The organism is Laceyella sediminis (assembly GCF_003003125.1).
GTDB classification, from domain to species: domain Bacteria; phylum Bacillota; class Bacilli; order Thermoactinomycetales; family Thermoactinomycetaceae; genus Laceyella; species Laceyella tengchongensis.
In genome coordinates this window covers 102,857-126,745 of record NZ_PVTZ01000009.1, presented here as the reverse complement: position 1 = coordinate 126,745, position 23,889 = coordinate 102,857, and the positions used below count along the sequence as shown (strand labels likewise).

Sequence of the window (23,889 nt, the reverse complement as noted above, 5' to 3'; positions counted from 1 at the left end):
TTTTTGTTTAGGATAATTACACTTCAAAGATTTCGATCGGTTTGCTGTCGGCAGCCAACTTCACGATCGCTTTCTTTCTTTCGGCAGTACGTCCGGTGTAACGGCCGTAACGTTTCATTTTGCCTGGAACACGCATGGTGTTCACTTGGTCAACTTTCACACCGAAGATTTGCTCAATCGCTTTTTTCACTTCCACTTTGTTGGAACGGGGATCTACTTCAAAAACGTATTTCCCTTGCTCCATCATGCCGGTGGAAGCTTCGGTGATGACCGGGCGACGGATGATATCGCGTGGGTCTTTCACTGGCCAAGCACCTCCTCAACGCGATTCACAGCTCCACGAGTGAGAATCAATTTGTCGTGATAGAGGACGTCCAGTACGTTGACGCCATCAGCAGTGATAAGTTTCACTCCTGGGATGTTGCGTGCAGCGAGCACTGCGTTGTCTTCCAGGTTGTCAGTAACAACCAACGCTTTTCTTTCTATTCCCAGGTTTTTGAGCACTTGAACCATGTCACGGGTTTTTGGTTGCTCCAGTTTCAGTTCATCCAGTACAACCAATTGGCTGTCGATCACTTTGGAAGCGAGAGCCGATTTGATCGCCAAGCGACGAACCTTTTTAGGCAATTTGTATGCATAGGTGCGTGGAGTTGGACCGAATACCACACCACCGCCTACCCATTGCGGAGAACGAATGCTACCTTGACGCGCGCGTCCGGTGCCTTTTTGTCTCCATGGTTTTCTACCACCGCCGCGAACAGCTGCACGGTTTTTCACAGCATGGGTGCCACGACGAAGCGATGCTTGTTGCATCACAACGGCATCATGCAATACGGCTTCATTTGGGGTAATGCCGAAAATGGCATCTGCCAATTCGATCTCTCCCACTTGTTTACCGCTCATGTCTAAGACTGTTACCTTTGGCATGGATGCTCCTCCTTTCTTTGATCGATCAATTAGCTGCCTTTAACAGCAGATTTGATTACGAGATAGCTATTTTTAGGCCCTGGTACTGCACCTTTGATCAGGAGCAAGTTTTTCTCTGCGTCAACACGCACGATTTGCAGGTTTTGCGTCGTTACGCGCTCTCCGCCCATGCGTCCTGGCAAGGTTTGGCCTTTGAATACGCGTGCCGGGGCAATCGCACCCAAGGAACCTGGACCACGATGATAACGGGAACCGTGGCTCATCGGCCCGCGGGATTGGTTGTGGCGTTTGATCGCACCAGCAAAGCCTTTCCCTTTGGAAGTACCGGTTACATCCACCAGCTCTCCCTCAGAGAAGATGTCGGCTTTTACTACCGCGCCCAATTCATAGTCAGCCAAGTTTACGCCGCGGAATTCTTTGATGAATTTTTGTGCCGCCGCGTTTGCTTTTTTGGCATGGCCCAATTCTGGTTTGTTCGCACGATGCTCTTTCTTCTCTTCGAAGCCGAGCTGAATTGCTTCGTAACCATCATTGGCAATATCTTTCTTTTGCAACACTACGCATGGACCCGCTTCAACAACGGTAACGGGAACAACCACGCCATCTTCGTTGAAGATTTGCGTCATCCCGATCTTTTTACCGAGAATCCCTTTCACTTTGTACACCTCCTACCACTCTAAAGTCAGGATTACAATTTGATTTCAATATCAACACCGGACGGCAAATCCAGGCGCATCAGCGCGTCAACGGTTTGTTGCGTTGGATTCACGATGTCGATGAGGCGTTTATGAGTGCGCATTTCGAATTGCTCACGAGAGTCTTTATATTTGTGAACCGCACGCAAAATCGTGTAAACCGTTTTTTCGGTTGGCAACGGAATCGGACCAGATACGCTGGCTCCGGTGCGCTTGGCGGTATCAACGATTTTCACCGCGGATTGATCCAGCACACGGTGATCGTAAGCCTTTAAACGAATGCGAATCTTTTGTTTTGCCATTGGTAACCCTCCTTCTCGCCCATTTTATTAAATGAACTTCTCCGCGAAAATTTCCCGCCCAGCCATGGCAAAGGGGCCGGGTGTGTCGGCAACCTTTCGCATCATCGCGTTCATGACAACATTCAAGATTATAATGAAAAACAGAGGCTTATGCAAGCTTTTTTCTTTGATTTTGCCGAAACGACAAATAAGGGAGTGCTTGCCACCACTTGAATTCCTCTCATGAACACGACGAACTTACAATATTTTACTAGATTGACGCCCTGCTTGCAAGTCATACCTCAACGCTTCCACTGCATAGACCGCCATAACCCATGACAGCTGGAAAAAAACGAAAAAGTCATTTATGGCAACAGAGAGCAACAGCCCTGTTCCTCCCCATCCTACACTCAATGAGAAATACAAATGAAAAAGCTGCTAACCCATAGGGTTAACAGCTTTTTTTGAGGTTTAGGCGAAATTACTCGATGATAGCGGTAACTGCGCCAGCACCTACGGTACGTCCACCTTCACGGATAGCGAAGCGGGTACCGTCTTCGATCGCGATCGGAGCGATCAGTTCTACTTCCATTTCGATGTTGTCGCCAGGCATGCACATTTCAACGCCTTCTGGCAGTTTGATGATGCCGGTTACGTCAGTCGTACGGAAGTAGAATTGCGGACGGTAGTTGGAGAAGAATGGGGTGTGACGTCCGCCCTCTTCTTTGGACAATACGTAAACTTGGGCTTTAAATTTGGTGTGTGGTTTTACGCTGCCCGGTTTGGACAGTACTTGACCACGTTGGATGTCTTTACGCTCAATACCACGCAGCAGGGCACCGATGTTGTCACCAGCTTGAGCGGATTCGAGCAGTTTGCGGAACATCTCAACACCAGTACATACGGTTTTGCGGGTTTCGCCAAGACCTACGATCTCAACTTCGTCACCCACTTTAACTACACCGCGCTCTACACGACCGGTAGCAACCGTACCACGACCAGTAATGGTGAATACGTCCTCTACTGGCATCAGGAAGCTTTTGTCGGTGTCGCGCTCTGGCTCTGGGATGTACTCGTCTACAGCGTTCATCAGGTCGAGAATTTTTTGAGCCCATTCACCAGTTGGATCTTCCAGAGCTTTCAGTGCGGAACCAGCAACTACTGGGATGTCGTCGCCTGGGAATTCGTACTCGGACAGAAGTTCGCGTACTTCCATTTCTACCAGTTCCAGCAACTCTTCGTCGTCAACCATGTCACATTTGTTCAAGAACACAACGATGTATGGAACGCCTACCTGACGGGAGAGCAGGATGTGTTCACGAGTTTGCGGCATTGGGCCGTCAGCAGCGGATACTACCAGGATCGCGCCGTCCATTTGCGCAGCACCGGTGATCATGTTTTTCACATAGTCAGCGTGACCTGGGCAGTCAACGTGAGCATAGTGACGCTTTTCGGTTTCATACTCCACGTGTGCGGTGGAGATGGTGATACCGCGCTCTCTTTCTTCTGGAGCTTTGTCGATTTGGTCATAAGCGGTCGCTTCTGCGCCACCTTTTTGTGCCAATACCGTGGTAATAGCAGCGGTCAGAGTGGTTTTACCATGGTCAACGTGACCGATGGTACCAATGTTTACGTGAGGTTTTGTACGCTCAAACTTGGCTTTTGCCATGACTAGGTATCCTCCCTTTACTCATGAAACTAAGTATTATTGTAATAGATATTTGAAAATCCGGGAAGCGGAAAGTTCCCGCTTCACCAGTTTCTCAACCCTTAGAACAAATGGAATTACTCGCCGGAACGCTTCTTCACGATCTCGTCAGCGATGTTGCGCGGTACTTCTTCATAGTGGTCAAACACCATGGAGAACACACCGCGGCCTTGGGTGCGGGAACGCAAGTTACTTACATAACCAAACATTTCCGCCAAAGGCACCATCGCACGGATCACTTGAGCGCCACCGCGTGCTTCCATACCCTCTACACGACCGCGACGGGAGTTGATGTCACCCATCACGTCACCCATGTAGTCTTCCGGCACCGTGACTTCTACTTTCATCATCGGCTCCAGGAGGACTGGGTTACACTTAGATTTGGCAGCTTTGAGGGCCATTGAACCAGCAATTTTGAACGCCATCTCGGAGGAGTCCACATCGTGGTAAGAACCGTCCACAATGGTCGCGCGAACGTCAACCAACGGGAATCCAGCCAAGACACCGTTTTGCATGGCTTCTTCGATACCTGCTTGAACCGCTGGGATGTATTCTTTCGGAACCACACCACCGACGATTTTGTTGACAAATTCGAAGCCAGCGCCTTCTTCCAATGGTTCAAACTCGATCCATACGTGACCGTATTGACCGCGACCACCAGACTGACGAACAAATTTCCCTTCCACCTTCGCAGCGGAGCGGAAGGTTTCTTTGTAAGCAACCTGTGGTGCACCAACGTTGGCTTCCACTTTGAACTCGCGTTTCAAGCGGTCAACAATGATCTCCAGGTGCAACTCACCCATACCAGCGATAATCGTTTGGCCTGTCTCTTCATCGGTCCAAGTTTTGAAAGTTGGGTCCTCTTCAGCCAATTTGGTGAGGGCCAGACCCATTTTGTCTTGGTCCGCTTTCGATTTTGGCTCAATAGCAATCTTGATTACCGGCTCTGGGAACTCCATGGACTCAAGAATGATCGGATTCTTTTCGTCACTGAGGGTTTCACCCGTGGTGGTATCTTTCAAGCCTACTGCTGCGGCGATGTCACCGGCGTAAACTTTGGAGATCTCTTCACGGTGGTTCGCGTGCATTTGCAGGATCCGACCGATCCGCTCACGCTTACCTTTGGTGGTGTTCATCACATAAGAGCCGGATTCAAGCGTACCCGAGTAAACGCGGAAGAAGGTCAACTTCCCTACGTACGGGTCGGTCATTACTTTGAACGCCAGAGCGGCAAACGGCTCTTCGTCGCTCGATTGACGCGCGATTTCCGTACCGTCCGGTAAGGTGCCTTGGATCGCTGGTACGTCCAGCGGAGAAGGCAGGTACGCGACAACTGCGTCGAGGAGTGGTTGCACCCCTTTGTTCTTGTAAGAAGAACCGCAGAGAACCGGAGTGATTTTCACTTCACAGGTACCTTTGCGGAGAGCAGAAACGATTTCCTCTTGGGTGAGTTCTTCACCTTCGAGGTATTTCATCATCAGCTCTTCATCCAATTCGGCTACGGCTTCCACCAGATTGTTGCGGTATTCTTCCGCTTTGTCCGCGTATTCTGCTGGAATTTCGCGTGATTCCGAAGTGGTACCCAAATCGTCGGTGTAAATGATCGCCTTCATGGTGATGAGGTCGATCACACCTTCGAATTGATCTTCAGCGCCGATTGGAATTTGGATCGGCACAGCATTTGCGCCAAGACGCTCACGCATTTGCTCTACCGCACCGTAGAAATCAGCACCGAGAATGTCCATTTTGTTGACATACGCAATACGCGGTACGCCATAACGGTCAGCTTGACGCCATACCGTTTCAGATTGTGGCTCTACGCCACCTTTTGCACAAAAAACACCTACTGCTCCGTCTAATACACGGAGGGAACGCTCTACCTCTACGGTAAAATCAACGTGTCCTGGAGTGTCAATGATGTTGACACGATGACCTTTCCACTGAGCGGTCGTCGCTGCGGACGTAATGGTGATTCCGCGCTCTTGCTCTTGCTCCATCCAGTCCATGGTGGCTGCACCTTCGTGCACCTCACCGATTTTGTGTACGCGACCGGTGTAGAACAGGATGCGCTCAGTTGTGGTCGTTTTACCAGCGTCGATGTGAGCCATGATCCCAATGTTACGTGTATTTTGCAAGGAGAATTCGCGTGCCATCGGAAATTTCTCCCTTCATATTGGAAAGAATGTTGTTTACCAGCGATAGTGAGCAAATGCACGGTTGGCTTCCGCCATACGGTGCGTATCTTCTTTCTTCTTCACGGCTGCACCGGTATTGTTCGCTGCATCCATGATCTCGTTAGCCAAACGCTCTTCCATGGTTTTTTCACCGCGCAGACGAGCGTAGCTTACCAACCAACGGAGACCAAGGCTGGTGCGGCGTTCTGGTTTCACCTCAACTGGTACTTGGTAGTTGGCACCACCCACACGGCGAGCTTTAACCTCCAGTACAGGCATTACGTTTTTCAGTGCTTGTTCAAACACTTCCATCGGATCGTTACCGGAACGTTCGCGAATGAGATCGAATGCATTGTACAAAATGCGTTGTGCAGTGCCTTTCTTACCGTCATACATCAGGCGGTTGATGAGACGGGTCACCAGCTTGCTGTTGTAAATCGGATCTGGCAGTGCATCCCGACGAGCTACTGGGCCTTTACGTGGCATGCTTCTCCCTCCTTTTCCTCGTTGTTCTATGCTGAATCAGTTGCATTATTTCTTAGGACGTTTCGCTCCGTATTTGGAACGTGCTTGGTTACGGTTAGCTACCCCTGCGGTGTCAAGCGCACCACGAACGATGTGGTAACGAACCCCTGGCAAGTCTTTTACACGACCACCACGGATCAACACAACACTGTGCTCTTGCAGGTTGTGGCCGATACCCGGGATGTATGCGGTAACCTCCGTGCCGTTGGTCAAACGAACACGCGCATATTTACGCAAAGCGGAGTTAGGTTTTTTAGGAGTCATGGTGCCCACACGAGTGCAAACACCGCGTTTTTGCGGAGCGCTTTGTGGCACAACCTCTTTCTTCATGGTGTTGTAGGTGTACTGCAACGCCGGAGATTTGGACTTCTTGATTTTAGCTTTGCGACCTTTGCGCACGAGCTGGTTCATTGTTGGCATGACTGGCACCCCCTTCTGAGTTTGGTTGTATCTCTTCAAGACCACAGAACCAGGTGTTTCATCTATGGCCGAAAAAAATCGGAACGACGAGACTTTTTTATATAAGTTGATCACGCCCACTACCGTGGGACGCGATCAACGATAATTTTCTGTCGCTCACAATCATTTTAAAACCGCTGCCGTCGCAGCGCCCACTTCAATGCCGCAAGCTTTGCCAAGTTGCTTCATTGATTCAACGTGGATGACATGAATGCCGCGATCCTTGCAAAGCTTCAGGATCGGGTAAATGATTTGCGGATCCGCATCATCTGCAACAAGTACTTCGAGCGCTCGGCCTTGCTCAATGGCCTTCTTCGTTTGCTTGGTGCCGATCGTTAACGATTCTGCTTGTATCACTTTTTCATAAGACATTGAATCGCCCTCCAAAGTGAATAATTCCCAAGCACACGAAGATATATTAACATCTCGCCTGGGCAAAGTCAACAATTAACTCTACTTAACAAGCATCGTCTCTTTGCCGGCTTGGTCCGATTCAGTTTTGTCGCCAACAATCTCATACGTTTGGTTGCGATAGCGGGAGATACCGGTTCCAGCGGGAATCAGCTTCCCGATGATGACGTTCTCCTTCAGACCCAAGAGTCCATCCAATTTGCCTTTGATCGCCGCATCGGTCAAGACCCGTGTGGTTTCTTGGAACGATGCCGCTGACAGGTAAGACTCTGTTTCCAACGAAGCCTTGGTGATCCCCAACAGGACAGGACGAGCAACAGCCGCATCTCCGCCGTTCAACAACACTTTGCGGTTAGCCGCCTCATATTCGTGAATGTCGACCACTGCGCCCGGCAACAAATCGGTCGTACCTGCATCGGTAATTCGTACCTTGCGCATCATCTGCCGAATCATCACTTCTACGTGCTTGTCGTTAATTTCCACCCCTTGCAGGCGGTAAACTTTCTGCACTTCTTGGAGGATGTAACGTTGCACGCCAGCCACCCCTTTGATGCGCAGAAGCTCTTTCGGGTCAACAGAACCCTCTGTCAACTCGTCACCAGCGTTGACATAATCTCCGACTGAAACACGCAGGCGGGAACCATATGGGACGGGATGAATTTTGGACTCCACGTCTCCTTTGATCTCGATTTCACGACGGTCTTTGGTTTCACGAATGTCGACAACTTCCCCGGCAATCTCGCTGATCACCGCTTGCCCCTTCGGATTGCGCGCTTCAAACAGCTCCTGAATCCGCGGCAAACCTTGGGTGATGTCGTCACCCGCAACCCCACCGGTGTGGAAGGTACGCATCGTCAGCTGGGTACCCGGCTCACCAATCGACTGCGCGGCGATAATGCCGACAGCTTCGCCGATTTCCACCGGTGTGCCCAAGGCCAAGTTGCGGCCGTAGCACTTTTTGCAAACACCGTGTTTGGTGCGGCAGGTAAGAACCGAGCGAATCGTAACTTCTTTCAGACCTGCATCGACGATTTTGTTAGCGATCTCTTCGTCGATCATCTCATTGATGCCGACAATAACCTCGCCTGTTTCCGGATGGCGAACCGTTTGGAAAGCCAACCGCCCTACAAGACGATCATATAAGTTTTCGATCACTTCGTTTCCATCAGCGATCGCACTTACAGTCATCCCCCGGTCGGTGCCACAATCTTCTTCACGCACGATCACATCTTGCGCCACGTCTACCAGACGGCGGGTCAAGTAACCCGAGTCAGCCGTTCTAAGCGCGGTATCCGCCAAACCTTTTCGCGCACCGTGGGTGGAGATGAAGTACTCCAATACGGTCAAGCCTTCACGGAAGTTAGTGCGGATCGGTTGCTCGATGATCCGTCCGGATGGGTTGGCCATCAGACCCCGCATCCCTGCCAACTGGGTGATCTGGGATACGTTACCCCGCGCACCAGAATGCGCCATCATGTAAATCGGGTTGTATTTACCCATGTTTTCCATGAGCACTTTCGTGATCTGATCCTTCGAGCGACTCCAGATGGAGATGACGCGCTCGTACCGCTCATCTTCGGTAATCAAACCGCGGCGGTATTGTTTCATCACTTTGGCGACATCCTCTTCCGCTTGCGCCAAGATCGCTTTCTTTTCCTCCGGCACATTTACGTCAGAGACGGACATTGTGATCCCCGCTTTGGTAGAGAACTTATAGCCAAGTTCTTTCACCCGGTCGAGGATTTCCGACGTAGTGGTCGTACCGAAACGGCGGAAGCACTCTGCGATCACCGCACCCAGATCCTTTTTGGTCAGGGCGCCCGGATCATCCATCTTACTGATAAATTCGCGGACATTCACGCCTTTTTCAAAGATGAAGTATTTATCCGGAGTGCTTGCAAAGTTCTTTTTGCCCGGTTCGCAGATGTATGGAAACTCTTCGGGGAAAATCTCGTTGAAGATCAGCTTACCCGGAGTCGTCACCAACAAGCTATTTTTCTGCGCTTCAGTGAAGGAGGTTTTCTTCACATTGCGCGCTGGAATGGCAATGCGAGAATGCAGGCTGACGTAGCCATGCTGGTAAGCGTTGATGGCTTCGGAGATCGAATAAAAGATCGAGCCTTCCCCTTTTTCGCCTTGCTTCTCGATGGTCAGGTAGTAGCAACCCAATACCATATCTTGAGACGGGGTTACAACCGGCTTACCGTCTTTCGGGTTCAAGATGTTTTGTGCCGCCAACATCAACAGGCGAGCTTCCGCTTGCGCCTCCGCAGACAGTGGAACGTGCACAGCCATTTGGTCTCCGTCGAAGTCAGCGTTATACGCCGTACATACGAGCGGATGAAGACGAATGGCGCGCCCTTCTACAAGAATCGGCTCAAATGCTTGAATTCCCAAACGGTGAAGCGTGGGCGCACGGTTGAGGAGCACAGGATGCTCCTTGATCACTTCTTCTAACACATCCCACACTTCGGGGTGAACGCGCTCCACTTTGCGCTTGGCGCTCTTAATGTTGTGCGCGAGCCCCTTCGCAACCAACTCTTTCATCACAAACGGTTTAAACAGTTCCAGCGCCATTTCTTTCGGCAAACCGCATTGGTACATTTTCAGGTACGGGCCGACGACGATTACGGAACGGCCAGAGTAGTCAACACGCTTCCCAAGTAGGTTTTGCCGGAAACGACCCTGCTTCCCTTTCAGCATGTGGGAGAGAGACTTGAGTGGGCGATTCCCCGGTCCGGTAACCGGACGACCGCGACGACCGTTATCGATCAGCGCGTCAACCGCTTCCTGCAACATCCGTTTTTCGTTTTGCACGATGATATCAGGTGCACCCAAGTCGAGCAGGCGTTTCAACCGGTTGTTACGGTTGATCACACGGCGGTAGAGATCGTTCAAGTCGGATGTGGCAAAACGTCCACCATCCAATTGCACCATCGGCCGCAACTCCGGCGGGATGACCGGCAGCACGTCAAGGATCATCCAATCCGGAGAATTGCCAGAAGCACGGAAGGCTTCCAACACTTCCAAGCGCTTGATCGCGCGGTTGCGCCGTTGCCCTTGCGCCGTCTGCAACTCTTCTTTCAGGCTTTCCACCTCTTTGTCGAGGTCGATCTCTTGCAACAGACGCTTAATCGCTTCCGCGCCCATCATCGCCGTAAAGGCGGTGCCGTATTTTTCGCGATAAGCGCGAAATTCTTTTTCAGACAGGAGCTGTTTCTTCTCCAACGGGGTCGGACCCGGGTCCACAACCACATAGGAGGCGAAATAAATGACTTCCTCCAATGAGCGGGGAGACATGTCCAACACTAGTCCCATCCGGCTCGGAATCCCTTTGAAATACCAGATATGGGATACCGGTGCAGCCAACTCAATGTGGCCCATCCGTTCACGACGCACTTTGGCGCGGGTCACTTCCACGCCGCATCGGTCACAGACTACCCCTTTGTAACGAACGCGTTTGTATTTACCGCAGTGACACTCCCAATCTTTGGTTGGACCAAAGATCTTCTCACAGAACAAACCTTCTTTTTCCGGTTTGAGCGTGCGATAATTGATTGTTTCCGGCTTTTTAACCTCACCGCGAGACCAAGAGCGGATTTTTTCAGGAGAGGCGAGGCCGATTTTCATATACTCAAAGTTGTTTACATCCAACATTGGGCGATTCCTCCCTCAGGATTCATCCCGTTGCATGCGCAGGGGCGCGCATCACGCCCCCTGCATGCGACGATCAAGAGTTTGAGTGAGCAGTATCCTCCTCAAGCAGATCAAAACCGAGCTTATCACTTGCCGATTCCTCATCCTCATCCAATTCACGCATCTCAATTTCTTGCTCGTCTTCGGAAAGGATCTTCACATCCATACCCAAGCTTTGCAACTCTTTGATCAATACCTTGAATGATTCAGGCACTCCCGGCTCCGGCACGTTTTCACCTTTGACAATGGACTCGTAGGTTTTTACGCGGCCGACAACGTCGTCTGATTTGACCGTGAGAATCTCTTGCAGTGTGTGCGCGGCACCATATGCTTCCAACGCCCACACCTCCATCTCACCAAATCGTTGTCCACCAAATTGCGCTTTACCACCGAGCGGTTGCTGGGTAACCAAGGAGTAAGGACCTGTGGAACGCGCGTGAATTTTGTCATCAACCATGTGCGCCAGCTTGATCATGTACATGACCCCAACGGTGACGCGATTTTCAAACGGTTCTCCCGTGCGTCCATCATAAAGAATCGTTTTGCCGTCTTCATCCAAGCCAGCTTCTTTCAATGTTTCAAACACATCGTTTTCAGTTGCCCCGTCAAAGACAGGCGTAGCCATATGCAGGTTTAATGCTTTGGCCGCCATGCCCAAGTGAACCTCAAGCACCTGACCGATATTCATCCGCGACGGAACGCCCAGCGGGTTCAAGACAACTTGAACTGGCGTACCATCTGGCAAAAACGGCATGTCCTCTTCAGGCATGATCCGGGCAATAACCCCTTTGTTACCGTGGCGTCCAGCCATTTTGTCCCCTTCGGAGATTTTCCGTTTCTGTGCGATGTAGACGCGCACCAATTGATTCACACCTGGCGGCAACTCATCGCCGTTTTCACGGGTGAAGACTTTCACGTCTACGACGATTCCGTCTTGACCATGTGGCACACGGAGTGACGTATCGCGAACTTCCCGTGCTTTCTCACCGAAGATCGCGTGCAGCAGCCGTTCTTCCGCGGTCAGTTCGGTCACCCCTTTTGGCGTCACCTTCCCAACCAGGATGTCTCCCGGCTTGATCTCTGCACCAACGCGAATAATTCCGCGCTCATCGAGGTTTTTGAGGGCATCTTCACCCACATTTGGAATGTCGCGGGTAATCTCTTCCGGCCCCAGCTTGGTGTCTCTCGCTTCACTTTCCAACTTCTCAATGTGAATCGAGGTATAGACGTCTTCCTTCACCAATTTCTCGCTCAGCAAAATGGCATCCTCGTAGTTGTAACCTTCCCAAGTCATAAAGGCTACCACAACGTTGCGTCCCAATGCCATTTCCCCTTGCTCGGTGGATGGGCCATCCGCCAGGACGTCGCCCACTTTTACTTTTTCCCCCGTGCGGACAACTGGCCGTTGGTTGATACAAGTGCCTTGGTTGGAACGAGAGAACTTGGTGAGCTTATATTTGTCAATATCCCCTTCAATCAGGCGACCGTCAATTTCTTGCTCTTGCCGTACCCAAATTTCGTCCGCGGACACACGGACAACCGTACCCGGCCGTTTCGCACGAACCATCACGCCAGAGTCACGCGCAGCCACGTGTTCCATACCCGTTCCGATGAACGGCGCTTCCGGTCTCAACAACGGCACCGCTTGCCGCTGCATGTTCGAACCCATCAGCGCGCGGTTGGAGTCGTCGTTTTCCAAGAAGGGGATGCATGCCGTAGCCACGGACACAACCTGTTTAGGCGAAACATCCATATAATCCACCCGATCGCGGGGGACGTTGATAATCTCTGAACGGTGGCGGACCGTCACCATATCATCGGCGAAGGTGTTGTCTTCATTAAGTGGTGCGTTAGCCTGCGCCACATAGTAGTTGTCCTCTTCATCCGCCGTGAGGAAATCAATCCGATCCGTCACCTGACCCGTGTCGGGATCGACGTGACGATAGGGGGTTTCGATAAAGCCATACTCATTGACACGCGCAAATGTCGACAAGGAGTTGATCAAACCGATGTTGGGACCCTCAGGAGTTTCGATCGGACACATCCGACCATAGTGTGAGTGGTGAACGTCACGCACTTCAAACCCAGCGCGCTCCCGGGTCAAACCACCAGGACCAAGCGCCGACAGACGGCGTTTGTGAGTCAGCTCAGCCAACGGGTTGGTTTGGTCCATGAACTGAGACAACTGGCTGCTACCGAAGAACTCTTTAATTGCCGCGATGACCGGACGAATATTGATCAACGCTTGTGGCGTGATCGCGTTGGCGTCTTGAATCGACATCCGTTCGCGCACTACCCGCTCCATCCGCGACAAACCGATGCGGAACTGGTTTTGCAACAGCTCCCCTACAGAACGCAGGCGCCGATTGCCCAAATGGTCGATATCATCCGTGCTTCCCACTCCGTACAGCAAATTGACGAAATAGCTGATCGAAGCGATGATGTCAGACGGGGTAATATGTTTGATCTCATCAGATACTTCTGCATTGGAGATCACTTTGGTCACTTTGCTCTCGTCATTGGGCGCAAAGATGTGCACAGCTTGCAACGAGATCGGCCCATCATCGGGAACGCCTCCACGCACTTTGTACTCCTTGCGGCCAAATGCCTTCTCGCCTGTCAGATACGGAAGGAGTTTGTCTAGGACGCGGCGTTCCAGCACCGTCCCTGCTTCCGCCAAGATCTCACCTGTTTCCGGATTCACGACAGGCTCAGCCAGCTTCTGGTTGAGCAAACGATTTTTGATGTGCAGTTTTTTATTGATTTTATAACGTCCCACAGCGGCCAAATCATAACGCTTCGGATCGAAGAACCGGGCGTATAAGAGGCTGCGAGCGTTTTCCGCTGTTGGCGGTTCGCCTGGACGCAAACGTTCGTAGATTTCAATCAGTGCTTTTTCAGTGTTTCCTGTGTTGTCTTTGTCTAGGGTGTTACGAATGTATTCGTCATCCCCCAGCAAGTCAATGATTTCCGCATCGCTACTAAAGCCGAGCGCGCGTAACAGAACCGTCACAGGAATCTTGCGCGTTCGATCGATGCGAACATATATAATATCTTTGGCGTCGGTTTCAAACTCCAGCCAAGCACCGCGGTTTGGGATCACCGTCGCCGTGTAAGTTGTTTTCCCGTTCTTGTCCGCTTTCGTGTTATAATACACACTAGGTGAACGCACCAACTGGCTGACGATTACGCGTTCCGCGCCATTGATGATAAAGGTACCCGTTTCGGTCATGAGCGGGAAGTCGCCCATAAAGACTTCTTGCTCTTTTACTTCGCCCGTCTCTTTGTTGATGAGGCGCACTTTGACACGAAGCGGTGCGGCAAAGGTCACCTGATGATCTTTCGCCTCTTCAACGGTGTATTTCGGTTCACCCAGGCTATAGTCGATAAACTCCAGCACAAGGTTACCGGTAAAATCCTCGATTGGCGAAATATCGCGGAACATTTCACGCAAACCAACATCAAGGAACCAGTCATAAGACTTTTGCTGAATCTCAATCAGATTCGGCAGCTCGAGAACCTCATTAATGCGAGCATAGCTACGACGTTGCCGACGACCACATGGGATCATTTTACCAGCCAAACAAACTCCCCCCTCGCATCCAGTCGAAAGCCGCTCAATATTAAGCGACTAATCACGGTAAAAAAAGAAAATGAGTGAATACGCAACCTCATTTTACCTAGAAGCAGTCTATTTACCTATTTTATCCAGCCCAATATGTGATTAAACAGGCTGGTTGGCCACACATACCAAAAAAAACCAGCCTCAAATGTTGAGACTTTCTGCAATTTAAAACACTATCACAAGCGGATACCGAAGTCAATGCCCTTGTGCGCAAATAATCCAATACCCTTTCTTTTGCTCAACCACTTCCACATCTTGGAAATATGATGCCAACTCTTTTTTTGCAGAAGCAGCACCTTGTTGTTTGCGAATCACAATCCATAGTGATCCATCAGGAACCATCGCGTCAGCCGCTTCGCGAAACAAGCGATAGATCGTCTCTTTTCCAGTGCGGATCGGCGGATTGAACAAAATGCAGTCGAACTGTTGGCCGTGAATCGCTGAAAAGCCATCGCTTTTCAAAACTTGCACCATGCCATCTACGCGATTTCTCCGCGCGTTTTGTTCAGCGAGCTTGACCGCCCGTTCATTCACATCAACCATGACCACTGTGGTCTGGGGTACCGCTTTGGCGATGGCAATTCCTATCGCTCCATAACCACAACCAAGATCTAGCACACGGGAACCCGGCTCAATCTGCGCCGTCTCCACCAGAAGTCGACTACCAAAGTCAACCCCTTTTTTGGAAAAAACGCCGGCATCCGTATGAAAACGCAATGAATGTCCGCGCAGTTCGGCCATCACTTCCCGCTCTTCGCTTTTGGCCAGCGGATTCGCTGAAAAGTAGTGTTCACTCACGGTACATAACCCCTTCCACAGCATTACCCGGTCATGCGTTTATGTTAATGCAAGGGAAAGCTACGCAGAGCCAAAGGAGCATTGCCTCCCTAGCCTGCACAAAACCACCCTTACAATAAAAGAGACCCGCCGACCGACGACGGCGGGTCCGGCCGGAGTCAAGCTTATTACTTGATTTCCACAGATGCACCGGCTTCTTCGAGTTCTGCTTTGATTTTTTCTGCTTCTTCTTTGGATACGCCTTCTTTGATTGGAGCAGGAGTTCCGTCAACCAGCGCTTTTGCTTCTTTCAGGCCCAGGCCAGTGATGCCACGAACCACTTTGATAACGTTGATTTTGGAGCTACCAGCGCTTGCCAGGATTACATCGAATTCGGTTTTCTCTTCAGCAGCTTCTCCGCCACCTGCTACGTTACCCATTACAACCGGAGCTGCAGCAGTTACGCCGAATTCTTCTTCGATTGCTTTTACCAAGTCGTTCAGTTCGAGAACGCTCATACCTTTAATCGCTTCAATGATTTGTTCTTTCGTCATGAAAGGAAACCTCCCTATATACAGATCTAGTTATTTTTCAAATGCCGTTCTTTCTCAAGCTGCATTACGCTTCTTGTGCTTCGCCAGCTTCTCCGTCTTTGTCAGCAACGGCTTTAACAGCAAGCGCGAAGTTGCGCATCGGCGCTTGCAGCACGCTGAGAAGCATGGACAAGAGGCCTTCGCGGCTTGGCAGCTCAGCCAGCGCCTTAATCTCATCAAGGCTTACTGCTCTGCCTTCTACGATACCGCCCTTGATTTCCAGCTCTTTGTTGGTCTTCGCAAATTTGTGAAGCACTTTAGCTGGAGCAACGACATCCTCATAGCTGAAAGCGACTGCGGATGGGCCGGTCAGGTGCTGGTTCAAATCTTCCATTCCCACTTGCTCAGCAGCACGGCGGGTCAAGGTGTTTTTCAAAACCTGCATCTCTACGCCAGCTTCACGCAACTCTTTACGCAGCTCGTTCATTTGTTTAACGTTCAAACCGCGATAGTCAGCTACGATGGTTGTTTTACTGCGGGTCAGTTTATCCGCGATTTCTTTAACAATTACTTTTTTCTGCTCGATTGCTTTGGACATGCGGTACACCTCCTCATCAGGAGTTTTTGAAGAAATAAGAAAAAGCCTCCGCAGGCAGTCGAAGGCTAGGCTTTGTCAAAGACAACAGCGCAAGCTCCTCGGCAGGATATTAAGCGGATCAATCCGCACCTACTGTCTACGGTAGCTTCTTATTCGATTTTAAACAGCGATTACATGTTACCCAACCTCGCTGCAAAAGTCAAGCATTATTAGCGACCGGACAAACGTTGCGCGTTTACGGCTACGCCAGGACCCATGGTGGAAGAAACGGTAACGCTCTTCATGTAGGTGCCTTTTGCAGCAGCCGGTTTTGCTTTCACCAACGCTTCAGCAAGTGCAAGTAAGTTTTCTTCCAGTTTCTCAACCGGGAAGGAAACTTTACCAATTGCGGCATGCACGTTGCCGGCCTTATCAGCACGGTACTCAATTTTACCCGCTTTGATCTCGTTTACGGCTTTGGCTACTTCAAAAGTAACCGTACCCGTTTTCGGGTTTGGCATGAGGCCTTTCGGACCGAGAGTCCGTCCCAGACGGCCCACTTGACCCATCATGTCAGGAGTGGCCACAACAACGTCAAATTCGAACCAACCTTGGGCCACTTTGTTGATGAGGTCCTCATCTCCTACGAAATCCGCACCAGCGGCTTCCGCCTCTTTTGCCTTTTCACCTTTCGCGAATACGAGAACGCGTTTGGTTTTCCCCGTGCCGTGAGGAAGCACAACAGCACCTCTCACTTGTTGATCTGCCTTCTTGGTGTCAATACCCAAGCGGAAAGCAGCTTCCACGGTTTCATCAAATTTAGCGACAGAAATTTCTTTCACGAGCGCCAATGCTTCTTTGGGCTCATAAACTTTGTCACGATCAACTTTTTTGATCGCTTCCATGTACTTTTTACCATGTTTTGCCACCGACAGTTCCTCCTTTCGTGGTCGTAGCGGAAGATCCTCCCACAAGCCTCACTCTACTCGTGGCAGAGTAGGCAGGCTTTCTATTAGTCTTCGATTACGATGCCCATGCTACGCGCGGTTCCTTCGATCATGCGCATAGCCGCTTCCACGCTTGCAGCGTTTAAGTCGGGCATTTTCAACTCGGCGATCTCACGCACTTTGTCGCGTTTCACGGTCGCCACTTTCTTTTTGTTCGGTTCACCGGAACCGGACTCAATCCCGGCTGCTTTTTTCAGAAGTACAGCAGCTGGCGGGGTTTTAGTGATGAAGGTAAAAGAACGGTCTTCAAAAACCGTGATTTCTACCGGAATAATCAAACCGGCTTGATCAGCAGTGCGGGCATTGAACTCTTTACAGAATCCCATGATGTTCACACCAGCTTGACCGAGCGCCGGACCTACTGGCGGTGCTGGATTAGCTTTACCAGCGGGAATTTGCAGCTTGACCACTTTAATCACTTTTTTGGCCACGCTAACCAACCTCCTTCAAACATGTGGTTTTCTCGGGTATTACCCTCCCACGGAAAGGCAAGCTCCCTCTTCTTCTAACGGGCTTGCGCTCGCCCCAAAGATGGGGGTAACAAACAAAAATACTTTATCACAACATGGCACAAAACAAAAGTTCTTTGCCAGATTAAATTTTTTCCACTTGGAAGAAGTCCAATTCTACAGGCGTTTCACGGCCAAACATATTGACCATGACTTTGAGTTTCGAACGGTTCATGTCGATCTCTTCGATCCGGCCGACAAAATTGGCGAAAGGCCCTTCTTTCACCTTTACTGTCTCAGCAACTTCAAAGTCGACGGTAGCTTTGGACTCATCCATACCCATTTGGCGCAGAATCGCGACAACCTCATCCGGCAAAAGGGGGGTTGGTTTTGAACCCGCCCCTGATGAACCGACGAAACCGGTTACCCCAGGCGTGTTCCGCACGACATACCACGAGTCATCGGTCATGATCATCTCTACCAGCACATAACCCGGAAAGACCTTACGCATGACGGATTTTTTCTTGCCGTCCTTATGCTCGATCTCCTCTTCCATCGGAACGAGGACACGAAAAATCTTGTCCTGCATATCCATCGAGTGAACCCGCTTTTCCAGGTTGGTTTTCACCTTGTTCTCGTAGCCAGAATACGTGTGAACCACATACCAATTCTTTTCCATGCTCACCAGGGCCTAAAGCCCTGTACCCCCCTTATGATTCATTCCACCTATTTCGTGATCATGCGAACCAATTGCAAGATCCCTTGATCGATAATGAAGAAAAAGAGCGCCAAAACCAGCACTGTCAAGACGACAACCATTGTGTAGTTCACCATCTCTTGCCGGTTTGGCCAGCGCACTTTTTTCAACTCTTGGACGCTACCACGGAAGAAGCCAGACGTGCCTGAAACACTTTTCTTGATTCCGCGTCCGATGTTTGCGAGAAAAGCTGCCATGGCTTTCACCCCCATCTTGATATCAAGCGTTCAAACCCAGCCGCTTATTTCGTTTCGCGATGTGCTGTATGCGCATTGCAACGCGGACAAAACTTCTTCAGCTCCATGCGATCTGGATGCTTCCGTTTGTTTTTGGTCAGCGCGTAGTTGCGTTCACGACATACCGTGCAAGCCAATGTGATATTCACCCGCATGCCGACACCTCCTCTATTTGTTAATCACCGTTCGAGTGGATTTTATTATAGAAAATACCCAAATTACATTAACATACCCCTGACTTCCTGTCAATGTGAAACCCTCTGCCAATTCATTATTGACAAGTTCTACCCCGTTTCATAACCATCCCTTTCCTCCATTTGGTAATCGAAGGTTTATTTGTCGACAAACAACATTCTTCATTCATACCACAACTTTTTATATCCTTAAAAAAGGAGAATGATGATTTTTGTCGAATTAAACAAAAAACAGGTGAGATCACCTGTTTTTAAAGGGCCTGCAACCCATTGATACCTTTTTTGTTTTAAAGAGAGATTTCCCGTACTTCCAGATATCTCTCCAGTTTGCGCTTTACTCGTTGCAACGCATTGTCGATTGACTTAACGTGTCGATTTAAGTCGACGGCGATCTCCTGATAAGATCGTCCATCGAGGTACAGCATCAAAACTTTGCGTTCCAAATCACTTAGAATTTTCGATATTTTATCTTCAATATCGTTATACTCTTCCTGGCTAATGTAGATTTCTTCTGGGTTTGATAGACTGCCTGGAATCTTGTCTAACAATGTCCGATCTGTGTCATCATCGTATGCGGGCTTGTCCAAAGATACATATGAGTTGAGTGGAATGTGCTTCTGACGAGTGGCTGTTTTGATTGCTGTGATTATTTGGCGCGTTATGCACAATTCGGCAAATGCTTTGAAGGATGCCAGCTTGTCACCTTTAAAGTCCCGAATCGCTTTGAATAAGCCAATCATCCCTTCCTGAACAATGTCTTCATGATCGGCCCCGATCAAGAAGTAGGATCTCGCTTTCGCTCTGACAAAATTTTTGTACTTATTAATCAAATATTCAAGCGCTTGATGATCACCTACACGTACGCCATAAACCAGCTCTTCGTCGGCCATTGTCTTGTAGTCAACCTCGTTGTCGTAAACGACAGAATTACTGGATTGAAGTTCTACGCTCACCACTTTCCCTCCCGACCAAGTAGCCTATAAACCCATAGTAACGTTATTATAGCCGAATAGAAACAAAAACGTCAAATTTTCACCTATTTTTTCCTTCTCCATTTATCAAGCATCTGCCGCAACTCCCGGCTCAATCTGTCTTCCAATGTGTTTCTGACTTGGTTTTCCTCCTCTTTTCTCAATTTTTCGCTTAAATTCTTTTTGGCCACGCGAATTTCTTCCAACAATTCGCGTGACGAAATGCGGTATGCCCCCTGCCCAAACACCATCCGCTGTTCCAAATAGTCGGATGTGGCCACGTAGATGGCTCGATGGGGGCTTTTATTTTTTTTGACAAAGCTTTCGATGAATTCGTCTGCTGTCTCATCGCGACGGGTATAATAGACGAACACTTTTTCCTGGTTGGTTTTCACTCCCGCCCCCGGTTTCTGGTGCGCATCAAACACCAAATGCACCTGCCGGCCCGTCATCGCCTGATACTCGGACAGATCCCGAATCAACTTGACTCTCTCCTCTTCAAGCGACGCGGGATGCCACTTCACTTCAGGATCCGCCCCTATGACATTGTATCCGTCCACAACCAACCATTCTTCGCGCTTAACCATGGGTGCTTCGCCCGCGCAACACCTCATACATGAGCACACCAGCTGCCACGGAGGCGTTAAGGGAAGTCACTTTGCCAAGCATGGGCAACTTGACCAGAAAATCGCACTTCTTCTTGAGGAGAGAGCTCATCCCCTGTCCTTCGCTACCAATGATCAGCGCTAGGGGCATCTGATAATCAATTTGGGTGTACTCAGCTTTGGCCGACCCGTCACTACCAACCAGCCACAATCCCCGATCTTTAAGCTCGTCCGCTACTCGGTTGAGGTTAGTCACTTTTGCTACCGGCACATACTCGATCGCGCCTGCGGAAGTTTTGGCAACTACAGAAGTGAGACCCACCGCGCGACGTTTTGGAATAATGACCCCATGCGCTCCAACTGCATCAGCCGTCCGCAAAACCGAACCCAGATTGTGCGGATCCTCCAAACCATCCAACAAGATGAAGAAAGGCATTTCCTTTCTTTCCTCTGCCCGGCGGAACAGATCCTCCAAGCTGGCGTAGCGATAAGCTGCCACTTGCGCCATAACCCCCTGGTGGTTACCCCCTTCCGCAAGCTGATCCAAGCGGGCGCGGGGGACAAATTGTGTGGGGATTCCCTCGTTTTTGCTTTTCTTCAAGATTTCTTGGATATTTCCCTTTTGAATACCATCCGCCAGCAAGATTTTTTCCACTTCCCGTCCGGAACGAAGTGCTTCCAGAACAGCGTGCCTACCCAAAATCCAATCACTCATCTTCGGTGTGCTCCTTTTCAACAATGTCTAATATTTGACTCATCAAAGTTTGAAGGCGCGTCTCTTGTTTTGAACAATACAGATAGCCCACCAACGCTTCCAAGCCCGTGCTGTGGCGGTAGTCTGTCACGCTCGCATGTTTGGGGACGCTCCCCGACTTGGCGTTGCGGCCTCGTCGGAGAACTTCCATTTCCTCATCGGTCAGTCGAGCTTCAATCGCCCGATACACTTTCGCTTGGGCGACCGCTGAAACAAACCGCGTCGCTTCTTTCTGCAATTCGCGCGGACGCACAATGCCTTTGGCCAGCAAATGATGCCGTACATAAACTTCGTATATCGCATCCCCCATGTATGCCAGCAACAGCGGATTGATCTCCCGCGGCGATTTAGCAAGGGAAGAGGTCATGCCCAGTAGCAATTCGTTCATTTCCGTTTCCACCTTACCCCTTGCGGTGTGTCCTCTAGCACAATCCCACGCGCAAGCAATTGGTCGCGAATCTCATCCGCACGCTGGAAATTGCGCTCTTTTCTAGCCTGCTGGCGTTCGGCGATCAACGCTTCGATCTCCGCGTCCAGGCTTTCTTCCTCATCCAATTGAACTAAGCCTAACACCTGTTGGCCATGGATGCGGAACCATTCAAGCAACGCCATAATGGAGCCTTTGGAAACCACGGCTTCCGCTACTGTTTCGTTGGCTAGTTTGACGGCCTCAAATATGACGCTGATCGCATTAGCCGTGTTGAAGTCGTCATTCATGGCTTCACGGAACGCCTCTGTCATCTGCTCCAAGCGATTCAACAGCTCTTTAGAGGCCTCTCCGTCCATCGCTACGGTCGCGCGGTGCTTCAGATTGTCTACCGCCGTTTGCATCCGTTCCACACTGCCTTGGGCTTGTTGCATCACCTCGTCGCTGAACACAATTGGATTCCGATAATGCGTAGACAACAGGAAATACCGCAACGTCTTGGGATCATATTCGCGGCGTAATTCAACCACCTGACGAACATTTCCAAGTGACTTCGACATTTTTTCATTTCCCATTTTCATGTAACCGTTATGCAACCAATAGTTGACAAACGTTTTTCCCGTCCACGCCTCACTCTGGGCAATCTCATTCTCATGGTGCGGAAAGCACAAATCCGCTCCGCCAGCATGGATATCCAAGGTGTCCCCTAGGTATTTTCGGGCCATGGCCGAGCACTCGATGTGCCAACCGGGGCGCCCTTCTCCCCAAGGCGTTTGCCATCTGATTTCGCCTGGTTCCTTAGCTGCTTTCCACAGCGCAAAATCCATCGGATGCTCTTTTTGCTCATTCACATCGATGCGGGCTCCCGCCTTCAGTTCATCCAACGATTGATGAGACAGTTTCCCATAGTTTTCTTTTTTGAGCGAGCGGAAGTAAACATCCCCGTCTTTGACATACGCATAACCTCGGTCGATAAGCGCCTGGATGGCTTCGATCATCTCCGGGATGTGCTCAGTTGCCCGCGGGTGGACATCCGCCCTTTCCACACCCAAAGCATCCATGTCCTCAAAGTAAGCCTTGATATAGCGCTCAGCAATTTCAGGGACAGACAGGCCCGTCTCTTTGGAAGCATTGATCAGGCGATCATCCACATCTGTGAAGTTTTGCACGTAAGTAACCCGATAGCCCGCCTGGCGCAAATAACGGCGTACCACATCAAAGAACACAAACACGCGCGCATTGCCAATATGAATGTAGTTGTATACCGTCGGGCCGCAGACATACATCCGCACTTCGCCCTCGTGAACCGGTTTGAATTCTTCTTTACTCTTGGTCAGTGTGTTGTAAAGCCGGATGGTCATTATCTTTATTTCCTCCTTGCTCGTTACGAGCAGATGATTCATCTTGTTGCCCTTGCTTCAATTTCTCTACTTCTTCTTTCAAAGCTTGGATCTCAGCCTGCATGGAACGACAAAGTTCGGCAATCGGGTCAGGCAAATTGACCTGGTCAAGATCATTTTGCACCCGAATCCCATCTTGTATCACAACCCGTCCCGGCACTCCGACGACGGTCGAATTAGGCGGGACATCGCGCAATACCACCGAACCGGCGCCAATCTTGGCGAAACGGCCAATGCGGATCGAACCCAACACCTTCGCTCCTGAAGCGATCATCACATGATCTTCAATGGTTGGATGCCGCTTGCCTTTTTCTTTACCGGTTCCTCCCAATGTTACCCCTTGATAGATGGTCACATAATCGCCGATTTCGCATGTTTCCCCAATAACAACCCCCATCCCATGGTCGATGAAGACGCCCCGCCCGATCTTGGCGCCCGGATGGATTTCGATCCCTGTAAAAAAGCGGCTGATTTGCGAAATGGCACGGGCGATAAAAAAGAGCCGCCGTTTGAAAAACCAATGTGCCAATCGATGCGCCCAAATGGCATGAAGACCTGAATAGGTGATCACCACTTCCCATGTGCTTCTCGCTGCCGGATCCCGATCAAACACCGCTTGGACGTCCGCTTGCAATACTCTCCGCGTCTCCGCAATACGGCTAAATAACGACATCACCTGTTCCCCTCCCAAGTGTGTGTAA

At 50.3% G+C, this 23,889-nt stretch carries 25 protein-coding genes and 1 other annotated feature; all 25 genes read right to left on the bottom strand.

The annotated features are described in order from the left end of the window. Positions 1-16 precede the first annotated feature (16 nt). Positions 17-304, bottom strand: a complete 288-nt coding sequence (gene rplW, locus CLV36_RS11825; protein WP_102991331.1) for a 50S ribosomal protein L23 — start codon at positions 302-304, stop codon at positions 17-19. Next, positions 301-927: a 50S ribosomal protein L4 gene (rplD, locus tag CLV36_RS11820; protein ID WP_106342795.1), complete on the bottom strand. Its 627-nt coding sequence runs from the start codon at positions 925-927 to the stop codon at positions 301-303. The genes rplW and rplD overlap by 4 nt, the downstream gene beginning before the upstream one ends. Positions 928-956: 29 nt before the next feature. Then, complete coding sequence (gene rplC / locus CLV36_RS11815) at positions 957-1,583, bottom strand: 50S ribosomal protein L3 (RefSeq protein WP_106342794.1); 627 nt, start codon at positions 1,581-1,583, stop codon at positions 957-959. A gap of 32 nt (positions 1,584-1,615) precedes the next feature. Then, positions 1,616-1,924, bottom strand: a complete 309-nt coding sequence (rpsJ, locus tag CLV36_RS11810; RefSeq protein ID WP_029072148.1) for a 30S ribosomal protein S10 — start codon at positions 1,922-1,924, stop codon at positions 1,616-1,618. 460 nt (positions 1,925-2,384) lie between these two features. After that, positions 2,385-3,572 carry an elongation factor Tu gene (gene tuf / locus CLV36_RS11805; protein ID WP_106342793.1) on the bottom strand — a complete coding sequence of 396 codons (1,188 nt, stop codon included), beginning with the start codon at positions 3,570-3,572 and terminating at the stop codon, positions 2,385-2,387. A 116-nt stretch (positions 3,573-3,688) separates the two neighbouring features. Continuing rightward, positions 3,689-5,764, bottom strand: a complete 2,076-nt coding sequence (gene fusA, locus CLV36_RS11800; RefSeq protein WP_106342792.1) for an elongation factor G — start codon at positions 5,762-5,764, stop codon at positions 3,689-3,691. A 36-nt stretch (positions 5,765-5,800) separates the two neighbouring features. Beyond that, a complete protein-coding gene (gene rpsG, locus CLV36_RS11795) occupies positions 5,801-6,271 on the bottom strand; it encodes a 30S ribosomal protein S7 (RefSeq protein WP_102991326.1) in 471 nt (156 codons plus the stop codon). A 45-nt stretch (positions 6,272-6,316) separates the two neighbouring features. Further along, complete coding sequence (gene rpsL / locus CLV36_RS11790; protein ID WP_022738858.1) at positions 6,317-6,730, bottom strand: 30S ribosomal protein S12; 414 nt, start codon at positions 6,728-6,730, stop codon at positions 6,317-6,319. Positions 6,731-6,892: 162 nt separating this feature from the next. Next, complete coding sequence (locus CLV36_RS11785; RefSeq protein ID WP_022738856.1) at positions 6,893-7,141, bottom strand: 50S ribosomal protein L7ae-like protein; 249 nt, start codon at positions 7,139-7,141, stop codon at positions 6,893-6,895. A gap of 81 nt (positions 7,142-7,222) precedes the next feature. Next, positions 7,223-10,837, bottom strand: a complete 3,615-nt coding sequence (rpoC, locus tag CLV36_RS11780; RefSeq protein WP_106342791.1) for a DNA-directed RNA polymerase subunit beta' — start codon at positions 10,835-10,837, stop codon at positions 7,223-7,225. A 73-nt stretch (positions 10,838-10,910) separates the two neighbouring features. Continuing rightward, positions 10,911-14,447, bottom strand: coding sequence for a DNA-directed RNA polymerase subunit beta (gene rpoB / locus CLV36_RS11775; protein WP_425436578.1), 3,537 nt, complete (start codon positions 14,445-14,447; stop codon positions 10,911-10,913). Between the two features lie 249 nt (positions 14,448-14,696). After that, the gene (locus CLV36_RS11770; RefSeq protein ID WP_106342789.1) at positions 14,697-15,299 is read right to left on the bottom strand and encodes a class I SAM-dependent methyltransferase; all 603 of its coding nucleotides are present in this window, start codon (positions 15,297-15,299) and stop codon (positions 14,697-14,699) included. Positions 15,300-15,466: 167 nt separating this feature from the next. Continuing rightward, entirely contained in the window at positions 15,467-15,832 is a 366-nt protein-coding gene (gene rplL, locus CLV36_RS11765) for a 50S ribosomal protein L7/L12 (RefSeq protein WP_022738851.1), read from the bottom strand. A 64-nt stretch (positions 15,833-15,896) separates the two neighbouring features. Beyond that, positions 15,897-16,409: a 50S ribosomal protein L10 gene (gene rplJ / locus CLV36_RS11760; RefSeq protein WP_022738850.1), complete on the bottom strand. Its 513-nt coding sequence runs from the start codon at positions 16,407-16,409 to the stop codon at positions 15,897-15,899. Between the two features lie 28 nt (positions 16,410-16,437). Further along, positions 16,438-16,569 (bottom strand) — a sequence feature (ribosomal protein L10 leader region). 49 nt (positions 16,570-16,618) lie between these two features. Next, on the bottom strand, positions 16,619-17,317 hold the full coding sequence (rplA, locus tag CLV36_RS11755; RefSeq protein ID WP_102991320.1) for a 50S ribosomal protein L1: 699 nt from the start codon (positions 17,315-17,317) through the stop codon (positions 16,619-16,621). An 83-nt stretch (positions 17,318-17,400) separates the two neighbouring features. Further along, entirely contained in the window at positions 17,401-17,826 is a 426-nt protein-coding gene (gene rplK, locus CLV36_RS11750; protein WP_022738848.1) for a 50S ribosomal protein L11, read from the bottom strand. 163 nt (positions 17,827-17,989) lie between these two features. Further along, positions 17,990-18,523 carry a transcription termination/antitermination protein NusG gene (gene nusG / locus CLV36_RS11745; protein ID WP_022738846.1) on the bottom strand — a complete coding sequence of 178 codons (534 nt, stop codon included), beginning with the start codon at positions 18,521-18,523 and terminating at the stop codon, positions 17,990-17,992. Positions 18,524-18,570: 47 nt separating this feature from the next. After that, a complete protein-coding gene (gene secE / locus CLV36_RS11740; protein ID WP_106342788.1) occupies positions 18,571-18,798 on the bottom strand; it encodes a preprotein translocase subunit SecE in 228 nt (75 codons plus the stop codon). 44 nt (positions 18,799-18,842) lie between these two features. Beyond that, a complete protein-coding gene (gene rpmG / locus CLV36_RS11735) occupies positions 18,843-18,992 on the bottom strand; it encodes a 50S ribosomal protein L33 (protein WP_022738844.1) in 150 nt (49 codons plus the stop codon). A gap of 326 nt (positions 18,993-19,318) precedes the next feature. Beyond that, a complete protein-coding gene (gene sigH / locus CLV36_RS11730) occupies positions 19,319-19,984 on the bottom strand; it encodes an RNA polymerase sporulation sigma factor SigH (RefSeq protein ID WP_022738842.1) in 666 nt (221 codons plus the stop codon). 83 nt (positions 19,985-20,067) lie between these two features. After that, complete coding sequence (locus CLV36_RS11725; protein ID WP_102991318.1) at positions 20,068-20,589, bottom strand: NYN domain-containing protein; 522 nt, start codon at positions 20,587-20,589, stop codon at positions 20,068-20,070. Next, a complete protein-coding gene (rlmB, locus tag CLV36_RS11720; RefSeq protein WP_102991317.1) occupies positions 20,582-21,322 on the bottom strand; it encodes a 23S rRNA (guanosine(2251)-2'-O)-methyltransferase RlmB in 741 nt (246 codons plus the stop codon). The genes CLV36_RS11725 and rlmB overlap by 8 nt, the downstream gene beginning before the upstream one ends. After that, the gene (locus CLV36_RS11715; RefSeq protein ID WP_281257256.1) at positions 21,315-21,749 is read right to left on the bottom strand and encodes a Mini-ribonuclease 3; all 435 of its coding nucleotides are present in this window, start codon (positions 21,747-21,749) and stop codon (positions 21,315-21,317) included. The genes rlmB and CLV36_RS11715 overlap by 8 nt, the downstream gene beginning before the upstream one ends. Next, positions 21,746-23,152 (bottom strand): cysteine--tRNA ligase, encoded by a 1,407-nt coding sequence (gene cysS / locus CLV36_RS11710; RefSeq protein WP_102993731.1) that lies wholly within the window; start codon positions 23,150-23,152, stop codon positions 21,746-21,748. The genes CLV36_RS11715 and cysS overlap by 4 nt, the downstream gene beginning before the upstream one ends. Next, positions 23,112-23,861, bottom strand: a complete 750-nt coding sequence (gene cysE, locus CLV36_RS11705; protein ID WP_106342787.1) for a serine O-acetyltransferase — start codon at positions 23,859-23,861, stop codon at positions 23,112-23,114. Before cysE ends, cysS begins: the two co-directional genes overlap by 41 nt. Between the last annotated feature and the right edge of the window lie 28 nt (positions 23,862-23,889).